At 63.1% G+C, this 18,276-nt stretch carries 16 protein-coding genes; 11 read left to right on the top strand and 5 right to left on the bottom strand.

The genetic code is table 11. The features are described from left to right. Positions 1–49: 49 nt before the first annotated feature. Complete coding sequence (locus EDF71_RS19565) at positions 50–616, bottom strand: outer membrane protein assembly factor BamE (RefSeq protein ID WP_133858233.1); 567 nt, start codon at positions 614–616, stop codon at positions 50–52. Between the two features lie 100 nt (positions 617–716). Between EDF71_RS19565 and fur the strand changes: the two genes are divergently transcribed. The 3 genes from fur to EDF71_RS19550 all read left to right on the top strand — a co-directional run bounded on the left by fur (position 717) and on the right by EDF71_RS19550 (position 4,117). Then, positions 717–1,139, top strand: a complete 423-nt coding sequence (fur, locus tag EDF71_RS19560) for a ferric iron uptake transcriptional regulator (protein ID WP_021025553.1) — start codon at positions 717–719, stop codon at positions 1,137–1,139. A gap of 146 nt (positions 1,140–1,285) precedes the next feature. Then, on the top strand, positions 1,286–2,896 hold the full coding sequence (locus tag EDF71_RS19555; protein WP_133858232.1) for a DUF1800 domain-containing protein: 1,611 nt from the start codon (positions 1,286–1,288) through the stop codon (positions 2,894–2,896). 12 nt (positions 2,897–2,908) lie between these two features. Continuing rightward, positions 2,909–4,117 carry a DUF1501 domain-containing protein gene (locus EDF71_RS19550; protein WP_133858231.1) on the top strand — a complete coding sequence of 403 codons (1,209 nt, stop codon included), beginning with the start codon at positions 2,909–2,911 and terminating at the stop codon, positions 4,115–4,117. 24 nt (positions 4,118–4,141) lie between these two features. Here the strand turns inward: EDF71_RS19550 and hprK are convergent, their stop codons facing one another. The 3 genes from hprK to raiA form a co-directional block, all read right to left on the bottom strand. Then, positions 4,142–5,098 carry an HPr(Ser) kinase/phosphatase gene (gene hprK / locus EDF71_RS19545; RefSeq protein ID WP_021026712.1) on the bottom strand — a complete coding sequence of 319 codons (957 nt, stop codon included), beginning with the start codon at positions 5,096–5,098 and terminating at the stop codon, positions 4,142–4,144. A 115-nt stretch (positions 5,099–5,213) separates the two neighbouring features. Next, positions 5,214–5,699, bottom strand: coding sequence for a PTS sugar transporter subunit IIA (locus EDF71_RS19540; RefSeq protein WP_021026711.1), 486 nt, complete (start codon positions 5,697–5,699; stop codon positions 5,214–5,216). A 136-nt stretch (positions 5,700–5,835) separates the two neighbouring features. Continuing rightward, the gene (raiA, locus tag EDF71_RS19535) at positions 5,836–6,168 is read right to left on the bottom strand and encodes a ribosome-associated translation inhibitor RaiA (RefSeq protein WP_116927826.1); all 333 of its coding nucleotides are present in this window, start codon (positions 6,166–6,168) and stop codon (positions 5,836–5,838) included. Positions 6,169–6,651: 483 nt separating this feature from the next. On the opposite strand from raiA, the gene EDF71_RS19530 reads away from it, so the two are divergent. Next, a complete protein-coding gene (locus EDF71_RS19530) occupies positions 6,652–7,572 on the top strand; it encodes a phosphoribosylaminoimidazolesuccinocarboxamide synthase (protein ID WP_133858230.1) in 921 nt (306 codons plus the stop codon). A gap of 46 nt (positions 7,573–7,618) precedes the next feature. Here the strand turns inward: EDF71_RS19530 and EDF71_RS19525 are convergent, their stop codons facing one another. After that, positions 7,619–7,906 carry a hypothetical protein gene (locus tag EDF71_RS19525; protein ID WP_230781124.1) on the bottom strand — a complete coding sequence of 96 codons (288 nt, stop codon included), beginning with the start codon at positions 7,904–7,906 and terminating at the stop codon, positions 7,619–7,621. A 126-nt stretch (positions 7,907–8,032) separates the two neighbouring features. Between EDF71_RS19525 and EDF71_RS19520 the strand changes: the two genes are divergently transcribed. The 7 genes from EDF71_RS19520 to gshB all read left to right on the top strand — a co-directional run bounded on the left by EDF71_RS19520 (position 8,033) and on the right by gshB (position 18,146). After that, a complete protein-coding gene (locus EDF71_RS19520) occupies positions 8,033–9,313 on the top strand; it encodes a glutamate-5-semialdehyde dehydrogenase (protein WP_243854368.1) in 1,281 nt (426 codons plus the stop codon). A 120-nt stretch (positions 9,314–9,433) separates the two neighbouring features. Beyond that, a complete protein-coding gene (gene trkA / locus EDF71_RS19515) occupies positions 9,434–10,924 on the top strand; it encodes a Trk system potassium transporter TrkA (protein ID WP_133858227.1) in 1,491 nt (496 codons plus the stop codon). A gap of 9 nt (positions 10,925–10,933) precedes the next feature. After that, on the top strand, positions 10,934–12,400 hold the full coding sequence (locus EDF71_RS19510) for a potassium transporter TrkG (protein ID WP_133858226.1): 1,467 nt from the start codon (positions 10,934–10,936) through the stop codon (positions 12,398–12,400). A 116-nt stretch (positions 12,401–12,516) separates the two neighbouring features. Continuing rightward, a complete protein-coding gene (gene gshA / locus EDF71_RS19505; protein WP_021026705.1) occupies positions 12,517–13,806 on the top strand; it encodes a glutamate--cysteine ligase in 1,290 nt (429 codons plus the stop codon). Positions 13,807–13,965: 159 nt separating this feature from the next. Next, on the top strand, positions 13,966–15,843 hold the full coding sequence (locus tag EDF71_RS19500) for a potassium transporter Kup (protein WP_243854367.1): 1,878 nt from the start codon (positions 13,966–13,968) through the stop codon (positions 15,841–15,843). Positions 15,844–15,912: 69 nt separating this feature from the next. Next, the gene (locus tag EDF71_RS19495) at positions 15,913–17,094 is read left to right on the top strand and encodes a benzoate/H(+) symporter BenE family transporter (RefSeq protein WP_133858224.1); all 1,182 of its coding nucleotides are present in this window, start codon (positions 15,913–15,915) and stop codon (positions 17,092–17,094) included. Between the two features lie 98 nt (positions 17,095–17,192). Continuing rightward, positions 17,193–18,146, top strand: a complete 954-nt coding sequence (gene gshB / locus EDF71_RS19490) for a glutathione synthase (RefSeq protein WP_133858223.1) — start codon at positions 17,193–17,195, stop codon at positions 18,144–18,146. Positions 18,147–18,276: the final 130 nt, after the last annotated feature.

Here is an 18,276-nt window from a genome sequence, read left to right as displayed (position 1 = left end):
CTGGCCACCCGTTGCCGCAGCTAAACGGGTGGTTGCCAGCGCCATGGCATCAGCGCTGGGGGGATTCCAGCGGCGGGTAGTTGGCAGGCGGCGCGGCGGTGCTGACGTCGCTGCTGCTGGTGTCGGCGCTCGGGGCGGGGGCAGGCTGCTCCGCCTTGTACTTGGCCAGCTCCTCAGGCGTCGCTTCCAGGCGCGGCACCTTGGGGTTCTTGATCGAGGTCGTGACCGAGGCTACGAACTCCTGCTCGCTGGGCATTTCATCGCCTTCAAAGCGCTCCAGACCGGTGTCGTTGAAGTACACGGTAAAGCGGCGCTCCTGCTCAGGCACACCCTTGCGCTTGATGGTGAACACGTAATCCCAGCGGTTGGCGTGGAAGACGCTGGCCAGCAGCGGGGTGCCCAGCAGATCCTTGACCTGCTGGCGGCTCATGCCTTTTTGCAGGGCGTCGACCTGCTCCTTGGTGATCACATTACCCTGCACCACTTCTACCTTGTAGGGGGTGATGGCGCTGGCGAACTTACGGCTGGCTTCATTGAAGGAGCCACAAGCGGCCACACTGGCGCCCAGGACCAACAGCGCCGCCATGCGGACACCGGAACGAACAAATTCAGGCATGGTTTTAGACATAGCGATATGATCGGCCATTGTAGCGGCTGGTCTCCAGGCCTTCTCCAGAAGTCCGTATACCAATCGGGCCCACTTGAAAGACCTTGTTATGAAAAATATTGAAGAACTCAAAAGCACTGGCCTCAAGGCAACTCTGCCTCGGCTGAAGATTCTGGATATCTTCCAGAACGGTGCTCAGCGCCACATGACGGCGGAAGATGTGTTCCGCGTGCTGCTGGAAGAGCGCTCCGACATCGGTCTGGCCACGGTCTACCGCGTGCTGACCCAGTTTGAGCAAGCCGGCATCCTGATTCGCAGCAACTTCGAGAGCGGCAAGGCGGTGTACGAGCTCAACGAAGGCCAGCACCACGACCATTTTGTCTGCACCAGCTGCGGCAAGGTTGAGGAGTTCTATGACCCCGAGATCGAAAAGCGCCAGCAGTCCATTGCCAAGAGCAAGGGCTGGATCGTGCATGACCACTCGATGGCCCTGTACGGCCAATGCGCGGAGTGCGCAGTCAAGGCCAAATAAGCACGGCACCCCACTGTTGCCCGCCAACCCCTGAAAAGCGAAGCGCCTAAAACGCTTCGCTTTTTACGTTTTGAATACATAGCTTTACAGCAGCGCGACGGCACAGGCGCAGCATGGAGCCCTCTGCACCAGGTTCCAGACTTCCCATGCGCCCCTACAGACTGCTTCGACTGCCCCCACTGCTCACCCTCAGCGCCGCTGCCTTGGCGGGCACCCTGTGGCTCAGCGCCTGCGCCTCCCATGCGCCACCAGACGCGGCCAGCGCGAAGACTGCACTGCCCGATACGCCGCTGAGCGCCACCCAGCGCCAGCAATGGCTGGACCGCGTCAGCTGGGGTGCCAGCGACAGCGCCGACCAGCAGCTGCAGCGCCTGGGCCTGCAGCGCTGGCTGGATCAGCAGCTCGCTCCCCAGCAGCCGCCGCGCTTGCCGGAGCAGGCCCAGCAGCAGATTGCGGCCTTGGAAATCAGCCAGCGCAGCATGCTGGAGCTGCAGCGCGACATTGCTGCGCAGCGCCAGGCCGCCCGCACGGCGACCGAGCAAGGCCAGGGGCAAGGCGAGGGCGCACGCCTGCGCCAGGAGGTGCAGCGCCACCTGAACCAGCTCGCCGCCCAGGCCCAGCAGCGCCAAGTGCTGCGTGCGTTGTACTCGCCCGCCCAGCTGCAGGAGCAGATGACCTGGTTCTGGATGAACCACTTCAACGTCAGCACGCGCAAGGCCGAAACCCGGCTCTGGATTGGCGACTATGAGGAGCGGGCGATCCGCCCCAACGCGCTGGGCAACTTCCGCAGCCTGCTGGAGGCCAGCATGCGCCACCCGGCCATGCTGCTCTACCTGGACAACGCCAGCAACGCCCAGGGCCACATCAACGAAAACTACGCCCGTGAGCTGCTGGAGCTGCACACCATGGGTGTGGGCAGCGGCTACACCCAGGCCGATGTGCAGGCCATGGCCCATGTGCTGACGGGGGTGGGCTTCAGCACCCGCGATGCCGATGCGCCACCGCCCCGCATGGCCCCCGCGCTGCAGGCCGATTACCGCCGCGATGGCTTTTTCGAGTTCAACCCCAAGCGGCACGACTGTGCGCCCCAGGTCTTGCTGGGGCAGCCGCTGCGGGCCAAGGGAATGGCGGCGGTGGACGAGGCGCTCGACCGCATCGTGGCCTCGCCCGCGACGGCGCAGTTCATTGCGCGCAAGCTGGCGGTGTTCTTCATCAGCGACAACCCACCGCCTGCCTTGGTGCAGCGCACGGCAGCGGCCTTTTCGCGCAGCCATGGCGATATTGCCGCCACCTTGCGCAGCCTGCTGACGGCGCCCGAGGCGCTGGCCCAGCAAGGCCAGCGCTTCAAGGACCCCATGCACTATGTGCTGGGCGCCGTGCGCCTGGGCTATGACGAGCGCGTGGCCAGTGATGTGCGCCCGGTGATCGGCTGGATCAACCGCCTGGGCCAGCCCATCTACGGCCATGAAACGCCCGATGGTTACCCCGCCTCGCAATCGGACTGGGCCAGCTCGGGCCAGATGGCGGCGCGCTTTGATGTGGCGCGCCAGATCGCGACCCGCAGTGCCGTGCTGTTCCGTGCCGAACCGCAGGCCGCGCTGGAACAACCGCCTTACCCTGACCTGGCGCAGCGTGCAACGGCCCAGGCCCGCGTGGCCCAGTGGAGCGCGGCATCCCGCGAAGCGCTGGCCAAGGCGCGCAATGTGCCCGACTGGAACACCTACTTTCTCTCCGCTCCCGAAATGATGGTTCGCTGACCGAGGTCCACCATGCAAAGACGCCACTTTCTCTCCGCCGCCGCCAGCCTGCCGCTGGCCTTCAGTCTGGCCCGGGCCCGTGCAGCCGCGCCCCGCAGCGATACACCGCGCTTTTTGCTGGTGTTTCTGCGCGGCGCCTACGACAGCAACAGCCTGCTGGTGCCCACGCACAGCGATTTCTACTACGCCGCGCGCCCCACGATTGCCATCGCACGCCCGGGCGAGGCCAATGGCGCCTTGCCCCTGGATGCGCGCTGGGGCCTGCACCCGGCGATGGAGGGCAGTGTGCTGCCGCTGTGGCAAAGCAAGCAGGCCTGCTTTGTGCCCTTTGCCGGTACCGATGACCTCTCGCGCAGCCATTTTGAAACCCAGGATTCGATCGAGCTGGGCCAGCCACTGGATGCGCACCAGAGTTTTCGCACCGGCTTCATGAACCGCTTGGCCCAAACCTTGCAGGGCCGCAGCGACCTGGCACCGATGGCGTTTACCGCGCAGCTGCCGCTGTGCATGCGAGGGCCGGCGCGCATTGCCAACACGGCGCTGGCCAATGTGGGCAAGGGCGGTGTGGATGCCAACCGCAGCCGCGCCATTGCCGCCATGTATGCGGGCACCGCGCTGGCGCCCGCCGTGAACGAGGGCTTTGAGGTGCGCGCGGCTGTGCTGCGCGGCATGCAAGAGGAGATGGACAAGGCCGGGCGCGAAGCCATCAGCGCCAAGGGCTTCAGCCTGGTGGCGCAGCGCATGGCCACCTTGATGCGCGACCAGTTCGACCTGGGCTTTGTCGATGTGGGCGGCTGGGACACCCATGTGAACCAGGGCAATGCCAGCGGCAACCTGGCCAACCGGCTGGACGACCTGGGCCGTGGCCTGGCCGCCTTTGCGCAGGAGATGGGCCCCGAGCCCTGGCGCCACACCGTTGTGGCGGTGATCAGCGAGTTTGGCCGCACCTTCCGCGAAAACGGCAACAAGGGTACTGACCATGGCCATGGCACTGCGTACTGGATCTTGGGCGGTGGCCTGTCGGCACAGGCCGGTGGCCGGATTGTGGGCGAGCAGATGGAGGTGAGCGAGGCCAAGCTGTTCCAGAACCGCGACTACCCCGTGCTCAATGAGTATCGGGGCGTGCTGGGCGGCCTGTTTGCGCGCATGTACGGCCTGTCGCCAGCGCAGCTGCAGCAGGTGTTTCCGCAGGGCACGGTCAAGGACCTGCGGCTGGTCTGACGCTGCGAAGGTACCTGGGACGTTTTAAAACTCGCGCCCGCTGGCCATGGCTTTGCGGTGCCGGTCCACAAACTCCTGGTAGGTGTCGATGCCGCGCAGCTGCAAGATGGTGTTGCGCACCGCCGCTTCCACCAGCACCGCGATATTGCGGCCGGCGACCACCTGGATCACCACCTTCATCACCGGAATGCCCAGCACATCCTGGGTCAGCGGTGCGGCGGGCAGGCGGTCGTAGTCGCGCTCCATGGTTTCCTTGCGAACCAGGTGCACGATCAGCTTGAGCCGCATCTTGCGGCGCACGGCCGTTTCGCCAAAGATGGCGCGGATGTCGAGCAGGCCAATGCCGCGCACTTCCAGCAGGTTCTGCAGCAGGTCGGGGCACTTGCCTTCGATCGTGGTCTGGTTGATGCGGTACAGGTCCACGGCATCATCGGCCACCAGGCCATTGCCGCGGGTGATCAGTTCCAGGCCCAGCTCGCTCTTGCCCAGGCCGGATTCACCGGTGATCAGCACGCCCATGCCCAGGATGTCCATGAACACGCCATGCATGGTGGTGCGGTCGGCGAAGTGCTTGGACAGGAAGGCGCGCAGCACATCGATGACAAAGGCGGCCGACTCCTTGGTGGAGAACATCGGGATGTGCGCGCGCTCGCACATGGACAGCAGCTCATCGGGCGCGCCCTGGCCATCGGCCAGCACCAGCACCGGCGGCTCCAGGGTCACGATGCGCGCAATGCGGCGGCGGCAGTCTTCGGTGGTGGAGTTGGTGAGGTAGGCAATTTCGCGCTCGCCCAGCACCTGCGCGCGGTAGGGGTGAATGTAGTTGAGGTAGCCCACCAGATCGGCGCTGGAGCGGGCGCTGCGCACCGCCACTTCGTCAAAGCGGCGCTCGGAGGCACCCAGGCCCGCCAGCCATTCCCAGCGCAGCGAGGCACGGAACTCCTCGAACAACACATCTGCGCTTACGACATTGGGTTTCACGGTGCAGTCCTTTCAAAGCCAGAGCGCGCGCAGCGAAGCCACCCGCCAGTCTGAAAGACTAGCAGGAAAAACGGGGTTCAGCGTAGAAGCGGGTGCCGGCGCAGGCGCGCTGCGTTCAGGCGTGGGCGGTCGAGGTATTGTTGGCCGACGATTGCCAGGTGTCGATCATCTGGTGCAGCTGCTCGGCATTGGTGCTGGCCTTCATCTGCTCGCGCAGGCTGGCATTGGACAGCAGCTCGGCAATCTCGCCGAGGATTTCCAGGTGCTGCTGGGTAGCGGCTTCGGGCACCAGCAGAAAGATCAGCAGGTTGACCGGTTGCTCATCGGGTGCGTCAAAGCCAATGGCGCGTTCCAGCTGGAACACCGCAGCCATCGGGGACTTGAGTCCCTTGATGCGCCCATGCGGAATGGCCACGCCATGCCCCAGACCGGTGGAGCCCAGTCGCTCGCGTGCAAACAGGCTGTCGGTCACCAAGGCGCGCGAGAGGCCGTGCAGGCTCTCGAACAGCAGGCCCGCTTCTTCAAATGCACGTTTTTTACTGGAAACATCCACACTCACTAGCACTTGAGCTGGAGGCAAGATAGAGGCAAGACAGTTCATAGTGAAGTGCGGCAATATGGCTAGCTACTGAGAGCATGATCAAACGAACGCAGCAACACCTGGATCCAAGTGTTGCTGCACGTATTATCGGTCAGTACTCAAACAGAATCTTTTTCCTCGGCAAAAAGCAGAGGGTTTACGCCATTGCTTGCCGCAACGCATCGCTGTAGTGAGATTGAACACGTTGCTTGTGACGGGCGACCATACGGTCCAGCCTGTCCACCAAAGCATCTACCGCGGCGTACAAATCGTGGTGAGAGCACTGAACACAGAGTTCGTCGCCCTTCACCCGCAGGTTGCACACCACACGCTGCCGTTTCTCCTTTTCCTTCTGCTTTTCAACCGAAAGTAAAACTTTGGCATCCACCACCTGGTCAAAATGTCGCGTTATGCGCATCAGCTTGGATGTTACATATTCGCGCAGCGCCGGGGTCACCGCCAAATGGTGACCGCTGATCGTCAGGTTCATGAACAAGTCTCCTTCTGCAAACCAAGAAAAGTGACCGGGTCTGTTGGAACCCAGGCCACCCCGAGGGGGAAACACATGCATGCGTGTAAACCATGATGCGCCTGGACCTACAAAATTGCAAGTCTATGACAACCCGGTGTACTAGGTTTCTAGGCTTTTGTGGTCTTGGATGACGGACGCTTTGGTTACAAATAGCCCGCGTCTTGCTGCAAAAAACGGAGGGGCCAGGCGCCGTGTCCCGGCGCTTTCGGCGCAATTGCAACGGCTGGCAAGCAGTGGTGATTCTCTGCGTCAGCACGTAAGGGCCTACGTGTTCGGGGCGGCGCAGCTTCCAATACTGCACTGCAATCCAAGGCATCCCGGGCGCGCAGACGGGCCCTTGGGGGTGGACGACTACAATCGAGCGCTTGCCTTGCCGAGGTTGCGCGGCTGTCCGTGCCTACTGTCTTTACGCAGGGTGCCTGTCCATAGTTCTGCATCACCATGACCCAGTCCGTACCTTCTGCATTGCACACCTCCAAGCTCCACTCCTTGCCCCTGCTGGCCCGCGGCAAGGTGCGCGACAACTACGCCGTCGGCAATGACCGCATCCTGATGGTGGCCTCGGACCGTCTGTCGGCCTTCGACGTGATCATGGGCGAGCCCATCCCCGGGAAGGGTGCCTTGCTGACGCAGATGGCGCTGTACTGGTTCGACAAGCTGGGCGATATCTGCCCCAACCATTTGACCGGTGAGGCGCCCGAATCGGCCGTGCAACCGGATGAAGTGGCCCAGGTGCAGTTGCGCTCCATGCTGGTCAAGCGCCTCAAGCCCGTGCCGATCGAGGCCGTGGTGCGTGGCTACCTGGCTGGCAGCGGCTGGAAGGAATACCAGGAATCACAAGCCGTCTGCGGCGTGCCTCTGCCCGCTGGCCTGATCAACTCCGCCAAGCTGGCCGAGCCCATCTACACGCCTGCGGCCAAGGCCGAAGCCGGCGAGCACGATGAAAACATCACCTTTGAGCGCACCGTCGAGATGGTGGGCCCCGAGCTGGCCGCCCAGATCCGCGACATCAGCATCGCCATCTACAAGAAGGCTGCCGAGATTGCACTGACCAAGGGCATGATCATTGCCGACACCAAGTTTGAATTTGGCCTGGACGAAGACGGCAAGCTGGTGCTGATGGACGAGGTGCTGACGCCTGACAGCTCGCGCTACTGGCCTGTGGAAGGCTATGCCGATGCGCTGGCCACCGGTGCCAACCCACCCAGCTATGACAAGCAGTTTGTGCGTGACTGGCTGGAGCAGGCCAAGGTCAACGGCAAGCCTTGGGACAAGACGGCACCGGCACCGCGCCTGCCGCAAGAAGTGATCGACAAGACAGCGGCCAAGTACCGCGAAGCACTGGACCGCCTGACGGCCTGATGGTCTGAGGACTTGGTTATAACTTGAAGACTGCGCCGCTGCCCGCTCAGGCGGTGGCGCTCAGCCTGGCATCCGCCTTTTTCAGCCAAAGGCGCAGGCTGTCCACCAGGTCTTTGCGGCTGAACGAGCAACTCTCCTCATCAAACAGCGCGCTGGATTCCAGACGGTCCAGCAGCTGCAGCAATACCTCCTGGAACTGCGGCGGCAGCGCGCCGAGCAAATCGGTGTAGCTGCGTGCCTGCTGGCTCAGGGCCGCTGCATCCATGTGGCCGGCTTCGAAATGGTCCAGCCCGTCTTGTAAGGCGCCCAACTGGCGCAGCGCAGCGGTTTGCATCGTGGTCTCCTGGTGGCTCAATATGGCAGCAGTGTAGAGACATTTGTCATGCTGGTGCCTGGGATTTGCCAGGGGCCATTGGTGGTGGCGCCGCTGCCCGGGCGCAAATGCCCGACAATAGCCCCTATGAATGCCCTGAACATTTCGGAAACCATGCAGGCCCTGGGGCTGCAGGCCAAGCTAGCCTCTGCCCAGATGGCCAAAGCACCTTCGGCCATCAAAAACAAGGCCTTGCTGGCGCTGGCGCGTTTGCTGCGCAGCCAGACCGAGGCCTTGCAGGCCGACAACGCCAAGGATCTGGCGCGTGCACAGGCCAATGGCCTGTCGGAACCCATGGTTGATCGCCTGCGCCTGACGCCCAAGGTGCTGGAGACCTGCGCCCAAGGCTGCGAGCAGCTGGCGGCCATGGCCGATGTGGTGGGTGAGGTGAGTGGCATGAAGCAGATGCCCAGCGGCATCCGCGTGGGCCAGATGCGCGTGCCTTTGGGCGTCTTCGGCATGATCTATGAAAGCCGCCCCAATGTGACCATCGAGGCGGCCAGCCTGTCGATCAAGAGCGGCAATGCCTGCATCTTGCGCGGCGGCTCCGAAGCCATCGATTCCAACAAGGCGCTGGCGCGTTTGGTAGAGCAGGCGCTGCTGGAGGCCGGTTTGCCTGCCACTGGCGTGCAGCTGGTGCAGACCACCGACCGCGAGGCCGTGGGCCAGCTGATTGCGATGCCCGAATTCGTCGATGTGATCATTCCCCGCGGCGGCAAGGGCCTGATCGAGCGCATCAGCCGCGATGCCAAGGTGCCGGTGATCAAGCACCTGGACGGCAACTGCCATACCTATATAGATGCGCCTTGCGACCTGGACATGGCCGTCAAGGTGACCGAAAACGCCAAGACCCAGAAATACAGCCCCTGCAATGCAACCGAAAGCCTGCTCGTGGCCCGTGCGGTGGCGGCAGATTTTCTGCCCCGCATTGGCGCCGTGTTTGCGGCCAAGGGCGTGGAAATGCGGGCCGATGCCGAGGCCCTGGCCTTGCTGCAGGCTGTGCCGGGTGCCCGCCTGCAGGCGGCGACCGAGCAGGACTGGTCTGAGGAGTACCTGGCCGCTGTCATCAGCATCAAGGTGGTGGCCGGTGTGGAAGAGGCGATTGCCCATATCAACCACTACTCCAGCCACCATACCGATGCGATCATCACGCGCGACCACATGCATGCGCAGCGGTTTTTGCGCGAGGTGGACTCGGCCAGCGTCATGGTCAACGCCAGCACGCGCTTTGCCGATGGCTTTGAATATGGGCTGGGCGCGGAAATCGGCATCAGCACCGACAAGTTCCATGCCCGGGGCCCCGTGGGCATCGAGGGCCTGACCTCGCTGAAATACATTGTGCTGGGCGAAGGCGAAGTGCGCGGCTGAGCCCGGTAGCGGCCAGCCACTGCGGCTGGCCGGGCGCCGATCTTTGCAGACCGGCCGCCTCCCGCCCACGTTATGATGCGGCCATGCCAAGCCGCTCCCTAGCGGCTGGCGCCTCATGATATGAAAATTCTGATCCTCGGCGCAGGCCGCGTGGGCGAGAGTGTCGCCGAGAGCTTGCTGAGTGAAAAAAACGACATCACCGTGGTCGACACGGATGGTGTGCGCCTGCGCGATCTCGAAGGCCGCTTCGATCTGCGCGGCGTCGTGGGCAATGGCATCAGCCCCGAAGTGCTGGCCGAGGCCGGTGCGGCGGACACGGACATGCTGATCGCCTGCACCTCCCAGGACGAAACCAATCTGACCGCCTGCAAGATCGCGCAGGTGCTGTTCAACATCCCCACCCGCATCGTGCGCGTGCGCTCGGTGGCGCTCAAAAGCCATGCCGAGCTGCTGTCCGACACCGGCTTTGGGGTGACGCATGCCTTCTGCCCCGAAGAAGCGCTGATGGGCTACATCGGCAAGCTGGTGACCTACCCCGAGGCGCTGCAGGTGCGCGAATTTGCCCAGGGCCATGTGGCGCTGGCATCGGTGCGTGCGCGCGGCGGCGCGCCGGTGGTGGGCTTGAGCGTGGCCGATGTGCGCCAGAACCTGCCCCATGGCACGGTGCGTGTGGTGGGCGTGTACCGCCGCTTTCACCATGAGGCCGACCGCCTGGTGCCCACCGAGGGCAGCACCCGCATCGAGCCGGGCGACGAGGTGTTTGTGCTGTCGGACAAGGAGCAGCTGGGCGATGTGCTGGCGGCCTTCAACCGCCAGGTGGGTGAACAGGCCGAGGTGGTGCGCCGCGTGATGGTGGCCGGCGGCGGCCGCGTAGGCATGCGCCTGGCGCGCGCGCTGACCAAGGAATCGCGGCGTTTCCAGGTCAAGATCATCGAGAAAAGCGAGGACCGCTGCGTCTATCTGGCCTCGCGCCTGCCGTCCGATGTGCTGGTGCTCAAGGGCGATGCGACCGACGAGACCTTGATGGAGAACGAGAACGTCGAGGATGTGGACCTGTTCGTGGCCATCACCGATGACGACGAAGACAACATCATGTCCTGCCTGCTGGCCAAGAAGCTGGGCGCAACCCGGGTGCTGGCGCTGATCAACCGCCGCACCTATGCCGACCTGATGCATGGCACGCAGATTGATATTGCGCTGTCGCCCGCCCAGGCCACCCTGGGTGAGTTGCTGGCCTATGTGCGCCAGGGCGATGTGCAGGCCGTGCACAGCCTGCGCCGTGGCGTGGCCGAGGCGATCGAGATTGTGGCGCGCGGCGACGCCAAGACCTCGCGGGCCGTGGGCCGGCGCGTGGGCAGCCTGCGCCTGCCGCGCGATGTGCACATCGGCATGATCGTGCGCGGCCTGCCCGAGCCCGATGCGCGCAACACCAATGGCAGCGAGACGGCCGAGCGTGATGAAGACGAACGCGATGACGAGAAGGTGGAGGTGATCGTGCCCACCAGCGGCACCATCATCCAGAGCAATGACCATGTCATTCTCTTCTTGCCGAACAAGCGCCTGGTGCATGAGGTCGAGGCCCTGTTCCGTGTCGGGGTGACCTTTTTCTAGGCCCGGCCGATGACTGATCTTCGACCCGTGCTGCGCGTATTGGGCATTTTGCTGCTGATGTTTGGCGGCACGATGGCCGTGCCCGCGATCTCCTCGCTGTGGACGGACGATGGGGTGTTTGGCGTCTACCCGCTGACCATGGGCATCACCTGGGCCTGCGGCACGGTGCTGTGGTGGATGGCGCGGCATGAGCAGCGCGAGCTGCAGGCGCGCCACGGCATCATGCTGGTCGCCTTTGTCTGGATGGTGTTCCCGCTGTTTGCGGCGCTGCCACTCTACCTGGGCTTTGAGCGCATCGACCGGGCGCTGAGTTGGCAGCATGCCTATTTTGAAGCGGTCTCGGGCCTCACGACCACCGGCTCCACCGTGCTCAACCATGTGGATACCTTGCCGGTGTCGCTCAACATCTGGCGCACCTTTCTGCAGTGGATGGGCGGCATGGGCATCCTGATTCTGGCCGTGGCCATCCTGCCGATGATCGGCATGGGCGGTAGCCAGCTCTTTCGTGCCGAGGCCGCCGGCCCGGTGAAGGACACCAAGCTCACGCCGCGCATGGCCGAAACCGCTAAGGGGCTGTGGGGCGTGTACGGCCTGTTCTCCGTGCTTTGCGCGCTGGCCTACTGGCTGGCCGGCATGACGCCGCTGGATGCGGTGATGGTCATGTTCACCACGGTAAGTCTGGGCGGCCTCACCCCCCATGACGCCAGCTTTGCCTATTTCAATTCACCGCTGATCGAGGGCATCTGCACCGTCTTCATGCTGCTGGCCAGCTGCAACTTCGCGCTGTATTTTGTGGCCATCCGCAAGCGCAATGTCTGGGTGCTGTACCGGCAGCCGGAGTTCCGCGCCACCATTGGTACCTTGCTGGGTGGTGGCCTGCTGGTGGCGGCACTGCTGTGGTTCAAGGGCGTGTATGGCCCGTTGGAATCGCTGCGAATGGGTGTTTTCCATACGGTATCGGTGGCCACCACCACCGGCTATGCGGCCGTCGATTTTGGGCTGTGGCCGCCTTTTGCGCCGGTCTTCATGCTGCTGCTGTCGGGCGTGGCCACCAGTGCGGGCTCGACCGGTGGCGGTATCAAGATGATCCGCATGCTGCTGCTGCTCAAGCAAACCCGGCGCGAAATGCGCCGCCTGGTGCACCCCAATGCGGTGCAGCCGGTGACGGTGGGCGGCCTGGCGGTGGATGAGCGGGTGATCTTCTCGGTGCTGGCCTTCATGCTGGTGTACTGCGCCACCATTGCGGTGCTGACCATGGCCTTGCTGTTCACCGACATGGATTTGCAGAACGCGCTGGGCGCCGTGCTTGCCAGCGTGAACTGTGCCGGTGTAGGCTGGGGCGATCTGGGCCCCAGCAACAATTTTGCCGGCCTGACCAGCTTCCAGCTGAGCGTGACCACCTTGGGCATGCTGATGGGCCGGCTGGAGATCCTCAGCTTTCTGGCCCTGTTGACGCCGGCTTTCTGGCGAAGGTGAGGGCTTGCTAGGTGGAGCGGCTGCAAAGTTCTGGTGACTTTGGCCCTCAACTCTCTACAATTGGTACTCAATTGTTTTTTGCTCGTTTTTTTTGAGCCCTCAAACAGTATTCATTTATGGTCCCGAATCTCATAACAGCCCTAACGGGGCCCATCAACGAATTGGAACAGCGCATGCTCGATGCCATGCCCGCGATCGAGCGCTGGTTCCGTCTTGAGTGGATGGAGCACACGCCTCCGCTCTATTCGTCGGTGGATATCCGCAATGCCGGCTTCAAGCTCGCACCGGTTGATACCAATCTGTTCCCCGGCGGTTGGAACAACCTGACGCCAGAGATGGTGCCGCTGGCCGTGCAATCGGCAATGGCTGCGATTGAAAAGATCTGCCCCGAGGCGCGCAACCTGCTGATCATTCCCGAGAACCAGACGCGCAACCCCCAGTACCTGGCCAACCTGGTGCAGCTGCAGCACATCTTCTCGATGGCGGGCCTGAATGTGCGCATCGGCTCGATCGACCCGGAGGTCAAGGAGACCATCAAGCTCAAGGTCGGCAATAAGGAGCTGGTGATTGAGCCGGCGCTGCGCCATGGCCGCCGTGTGGGCCTGAAGTATTTCGACCCCTGCACCATCTTGCTGAACAACGACCTGTCCACTGGCGCGCCCGGCATTCTGGAAGAGGTCTACGAGCAGTTTGTGCTGCCGCCGCTGCATGCGGGCTGGAGCGTGCGCCGCAAGAGCCGCCATTTCCAAAGCTACGAAGAGGTGGCCAAGCGCTTTGGCAAGCTGATGGGGATCGACCCCTGGCTGATCAACCCCATGTTCAGCAGCCGCAAGGGCGTAGACTTCACCGATGGCAGCGAGCATGCACTCGATGAGTTGCGTGAAGATGTCGACGTGATGCTGACCAAGGTGCGCCGAAAATACAAGGAATACGGCATCAAGGAAACGCCCTTTGTCGTCGTCAAGGCGGACAACGGCACCTATGGCATGGGCGTGATGAGCGTGCATGACGCCAAGGAGCTGCGTCAGCTGTCGGTCAAGACCAAGAACCAGATGTCGCTGGTCAAGGACGGCCAGCAGGTCCATGACATGATCATCCAGGAGGGTGTGCAGACCGTGGAGCGCATGGACAAGGAAGCGGCCGAGCCGGTGGTCTACATGATTGACCGCTATGTGGTGGGCGGCTACTACCGCGCCCACTCCGACAAGGGCGCCGAGGACAACCTCAATGTGCCGGGCGCGCATTTCATCCCGCTGTCGTTCGAGCACGGTATCTCGCCGGGCGACTCGGTCGGGGCCAGCGCGCCCAACCGCTTCTATATGTATGGTGTGGTGGCGCGCCTGGCGATGCTGGCGGCCAGCTATGAGCTGGAGGCGACCGATCCGGACGCCGAAATCTACGACTGAGCCGATTGCGGCTCTCCTGCAACTTCTGATTCGCTCGCTGCTGATCCGCCATTCGGGCTTGTCCGGATGCGCGGCCTCACTGCGGGCGCAACAACAGGCGCACAATGCAAACCAATCCACTACAAGCATGCCTGATGCGGCATGGCACAAAGGCTTGATGTGCAACACAACAATAAATCTGCACTGCCCGGGCTGACGCTTGGCGCCATCGGGGTGGTGTATGGCGATATCGGCACCAGCGTGCTGTACTCGCTCAAAGAGGTGTTCGGCTCCGGCCATGTGCCTTTCACCCACGACAATGTCTACGGTGTCCTGTCCATCCTGTTCTGGACCCTGACCCTGATCGTCTCGCTCAAATATGTGGTCCTGGTGCTGCGGGCGGACAACAACGGCGAAGGCGGGCTGATCGCCATGCTGGCGCTGGCCTCGCAAGCGGTCAAAGACAAACCCAAACTGCGCTCGGTGCTGATGCTGGTCGGCATCTTCGGCACCTGCCTCTTTTATGGCGATGGCGTGATCACGCCGGCTATCTCGGTGCTCTCGGCGGTTGAGGGCCTGGAGGTGGTCTCGCCCGGCTTCAAGTCCTGGGTGATTCCGCTCACCCTGGTGGTCCTGCTGCTGCTGTTCTGGGTGCAAAAGCGGGGCACGGCGGGCATCGGCAAGTTCTTCGGCCCCATCATGGTGGTCTGGTTCCTCTGCATTGCTGCCCTGGGTATCTGGAACATCGTGGACCACCCGCAAGTGCTGAGGGCGCTCAGCCCGCACCATGCGCTGGGCTTCATCGGCCGCCATCCCGGCATCAGCTTCATCATTCTGGGTGCTGTGGTCCTTTGTGTGACTGGTGCAGAGGCCTTGTATGCCGACATGGGCCATTTCGGCCGCAAGCCCATTCGCCTGGCCTGGTTCAGTATTGCGATGCCGTCCCTGGTGCTGAATTACTTTGGCCAGGGCGCGCTGGTGCTGGAGAACGCCGAGGCGGTGAAGAACCCCTTCTTCATGCTGGCGCCCGGCTGGGCGTTGCTGCCCCTGGTGCTGCTGGCGACGATGGCGACGGTGATTGCATCGCAGGCGCTGATCACCGGTGCCTTCAGCGTCACCAAGCAGGTTATCCAGCTGGGTTACCTGCCGCGCATCCAGATCCTGCACACCAGCGTGCGCGATACCGGGCAGATCTATATCCCGTTCGTGAACTGGGCGCTGTTCCTGACCATTGTTCTGGCGGTGATCCTGTTCAAGTCCAGCAGCAATATGGCGGCGGCCTACGGGATCGCGGTGACCCTGGACATGACCATCACCACGGTGCTCACCTTCTTTGTGCTGCGCTACGGCTGGAAATATGCGCTCTGGATGGCGCTGGCGCCGACGGTGTTCTTCTTCTGCATCGATATCACCTTCTTCGCCTCCAACCTGCTCAAGCTGTTTGATGGAGGCTGGTTCCCGCTGGCCATTGGCCTGTGCCTGTTCGTCGTGATGATGACCTGGAAGCGCGGGCGCGAGCTGGTCTACGAAAAGCTGCATGCCGATGGCATCGATCTGCAGTCCTTCCTGCAGATGGTGCTGCAGGCGCCGCCCACGCGGGTGCCGGGCACGGCGGTGTTCCTGACATCCGACGCCCATGTGGTGCCCACGGCCTTGCTGCACAACCTCAAGCACAACAAGGTGCTGCATGAGCAGAACATGTTCGTCAACATCGTCTACCACGAGGTGCCCTGGATCGGCCTGGAAAAGCGTGCCGTGATCGAGCCGCTGGGCGGCGACTGCTGGCGCGTTCAGCTGAACTACGGCTTCAAGAACGATGTGGATGTGCCCAATGCGCTGCACCAGCTGCGCGGCCATGGCTGCGATACCGGGCAGATGGTGACCAGCTACTTCCTCTCGCGCGATGTGTTTGTGCCTACGGACAAGGCCAGCGCCGGCATGGCACCTTGGCGGCAGAAGTTGTTTGCCCAGATGCACCACAATGCAGCAGGTGCGGCAGAGTTCCTGCTGTTGCCGAGCAACAGCGTGGTGGAGCTGGGCTCCAAAATCGAAATTTAACCAGCCAGGGCTTTGGATCCGCTGCGCGCACCCCAAGCCAGCGAACACCGTGGCGGCGCGAAAGGGTGTATGCGGTTTTTCAAGGACATGAGCGCATCGGCGCTCATCGCAGGCTTTGTCACGGTGCTGGTGGGCCTGACCAGCTCCATCGCGATTGTGTTCCAGGCGGCGCAAAGCTTTGGCGCCACGCCCGCGCAGGTCTCATCCTGGGTCTGGTCGCTCGGCATTGGTGTGGGCCTGTGCTGCTGGGTGCCCAGCATCCTGCTGCGCAAGCCCGTGGTGGTGGCCTGGTCCACCCCCGGGGCGGCCGTGCTGGCCACGGCCGGTGCCACCGGCGCATTCGCCATGGGCGATGCCATTGGCGCCTTCATCATCAGTGCCGTATTGATTGCGGTGGTGGGCATGACGGGCTGGTTCGAGCGCCTGATGAACCGCATCCCGATCGCCATCGCCTCGGCACTGCTGGCTGGTGTGCTGACCCGGTTTGGCCTGGATGCCTTCGCCGCTGCGCAGACCAATACCTGGCTGGTAGTGGCCATGCTGGTTACTTACCTGCTGGGCCGGCGCCTGCTGCCGCGCTATGCGGTCATGCTCACCTTGGCCGTTGGCATTGTGGTGGCGCTGCTGCAGCACAAGATCCAGTGGTCTGCCGTGCAGCCGGGGCTGACGATGCCGGTGTTCACCATGCCCAGCTTCAGCTGGCAGGCCGCCATCAGCCTGGCGCTGCCACTGTTTGTTGTCACCATGGCCTCGCAGAACCTGCCCGGCGTGGCCATCATCCGGGGCTCCGGCTACGACCTGCCCATCTCCAAGCTGATCACGATGACGGGTCTGGCCACCTTGCTGCTGGCACCCTTTGGCGCTTTTGGCATCAATCTGGCGGCCATCACGGCGGCGATCTGCATGGGGCCGGAATCCCACCCCGACAAGGCCAGGCGCTATGCCGCTGCCGTGGTCTGCGGCGTCATCTATGTGTTGATTGGCTGGTTCGGTGTCGTCATTGCAGGCCTGCTGACCGCATTCCCGCATGAGCTGGTGGTGGCGATCGCCGGCATTGCGCTGCTGGGAACCATCGGCGGCGGTCTGCATACGGCCTTGCAAGGCGAGCAGTACCGGGAAGCGGCGCTGATCACCTTCCTGGTGGCGGTGAGCGGCGTAACAATAGCCGGAGTGGGATCGGCCTTTTGGGGTGTGGTCGCAGGCAGCCTTGCGCTTTTTGTGCAACATTACGGCAAGCGCCGCTCGGCTTGAGCGCGCCTAGTTCTGTCCGTTTCTGCTTGCATATCCCACTGGTGGGCATGCAAGGCCATTGAATACACAGGGCGGCCACCAGGCCGCCAACCCACACCATGCATATCCTCTTTGTTGCCGATCCGCTTGAGTCCTTCAAGATCTACAAGGACAGTACCTTCGCGATGATGCGCAGCGCCCAGGCGCGCGGCCACCGCATCACGGTTTGTGAGCCACGGCATATCCGCTGGATCAGCGGCGAGAAGGTCTCGGCCCAGGTGCGCGACATTGTGCTGACCGGCGACGAATCGCGCTGGTTTGACGAAGCACCCGGCCGCCGTGCCGAGCTGGCCGAGTTTGACGCCATCGTCATGCGCAAGGACCCGCCCTTCGACAGCGAGTACTTCTATGCCACCCATTTGCTGGGCCAGGCAGAGCGCGAAGGCGCCAAGGTCTTCAACAAGCCAGCGGCATTGCGCGACCACCCCGAAAAGCTGGCGGTGATGGAGTTTGCCGAATACGCGCCCGTGACCCTGGTCACCCGCAGTGCCCAAGATATCCGCGACTTCCATGCCGAGCACAAGGACATCATCCTCAAGCCGCTGGACGGCATGGGCGGCATGGGCATCTTCCGCGTCGGTGCCGATGGCATGAACCTGGGCAGCATCATCGAAACCCTGAACCTCGACGGCGCCCAAAGCGTGATGGTGCAGAAGTACCTGCCTGAAATCACCAAGGGCGACAAGCGCGTGCTGATCATTGGCGGCCAGCCCGTGCCTTTCTGCCTGGCGCGCATTCCGCAAGGCAATGAGGTGCGTGGCAACCTGGCCGCTGGCGGCAAGGGTGTGGCACAGGCGCTGGAGCCGGAAGACCGTGCCATTGCCGAGTACATCGGCGCGCGCCTGGCGCCACGTGGCTTGCTGTTGATCGGTCTGGACATCATTGGCCACCGCATCACCGAGATCAATGTGACCAGTCCCACCTGCTTCCAGGAGATCGAACAGCAGGCCGGGTTCCCGGTCGGCGACATGTTCGTCGAAGCGCTGGAAAAGGCCGTTGCCGAAGCCGTCTGACACACGCCTGCAAAAAACACTGACGTTTTCCTGGAGCCCCGGGAAAACGCCTATACAATAGCGTCTATCGACAGCACGATGCCTTGCAAAGCTGCCAGACTCGAAAGAGGGCGGTTCGCAAGGTTTGTTT

Source organism: Comamonas sp. JUb58 (assembly GCF_004364775.1).
Lineage (GTDB): Bacteria > Pseudomonadota > Gammaproteobacteria > Burkholderiales > Burkholderiaceae_C > Comamonas.
Note: the sequence above shows the minus strand (reverse complement) of the source record. Positions and strands in the feature narration are given on the sequence as shown.

Excerpts from the sequence above, each read along its gene's own strand:
- EDF71_RS19530 (WP_133858230.1), top strand. The coding sequence starts at position 6,652 with ATGACCCAGTCCGTACCTTCTGCATTGCACACCTCCAAGCTCCACTCC.
- trkA (WP_133858227.1), top strand. The coding sequence starts at position 9,434 with ATGAAAATTCTGATCCTCGGCGCAGGCCGCGTGGGCGAGAGTGTCGCC.
- EDF71_RS19520 (WP_243854368.1), top strand. The coding sequence starts at position 8,033 with ATGAATGCCCTGAACATTTCGGAAACCATGCAGGCCCTGGGGCTGCAG.
- EDF71_RS19510 (WP_133858226.1), top strand. The coding sequence starts at position 10,934 with ATGACTGATCTTCGACCCGTGCTGCGCGTATTGGGCATTTTGCTGCTG.
- EDF71_RS19550 (WP_133858231.1), top strand. The coding sequence starts at position 2,909 with ATGCAAAGACGCCACTTTCTCTCCGCCGCCGCCAGCCTGCCGCTGGCC.
- fur (WP_021025553.1), top strand. The coding sequence starts at position 717 with ATGAAAAATATTGAAGAACTCAAAAGCACTGGCCTCAAGGCAACTCTG.
- gshA (WP_021026705.1), top strand. The coding sequence starts at position 12,517 with ATGGTCCCGAATCTCATAACAGCCCTAACGGGGCCCATCAACGAATTG.
- raiA (WP_116927826.1), bottom strand. The coding sequence starts at position 6,168 with ATGAACCTGACGATCAGCGGTCACCATTTGGCGGTGACCCCGGCGCTG.
- EDF71_RS19525 (WP_230781124.1), bottom strand. The coding sequence starts at position 7,906 with ATGCAAACCGCTGCGCTGCGCCAGTTGGGCGCCTTACAAGACGGGCTG.
- gshB (WP_133858223.1), top strand. The coding sequence starts at position 17,193 with ATGCATATCCTCTTTGTTGCCGATCCGCTTGAGTCCTTCAAGATCTAC.
- EDF71_RS19540 (WP_021026711.1), bottom strand. The coding sequence starts at position 5,699 with ATGAACTGTCTTGCCTCTATCTTGCCTCCAGCTCAAGTGCTAGTGAGT.
- EDF71_RS19555 (WP_133858232.1), top strand. The coding sequence starts at position 1,286 with ATGCGCCCCTACAGACTGCTTCGACTGCCCCCACTGCTCACCCTCAGC.
- EDF71_RS19495 (WP_133858224.1), top strand. The coding sequence starts at position 15,913 with ATGCGGTTTTTCAAGGACATGAGCGCATCGGCGCTCATCGCAGGCTTT.
- EDF71_RS19565 (WP_133858233.1), bottom strand. The coding sequence starts at position 616 with ATGCCTGAATTTGTTCGTTCCGGTGTCCGCATGGCGGCGCTGTTGGTC.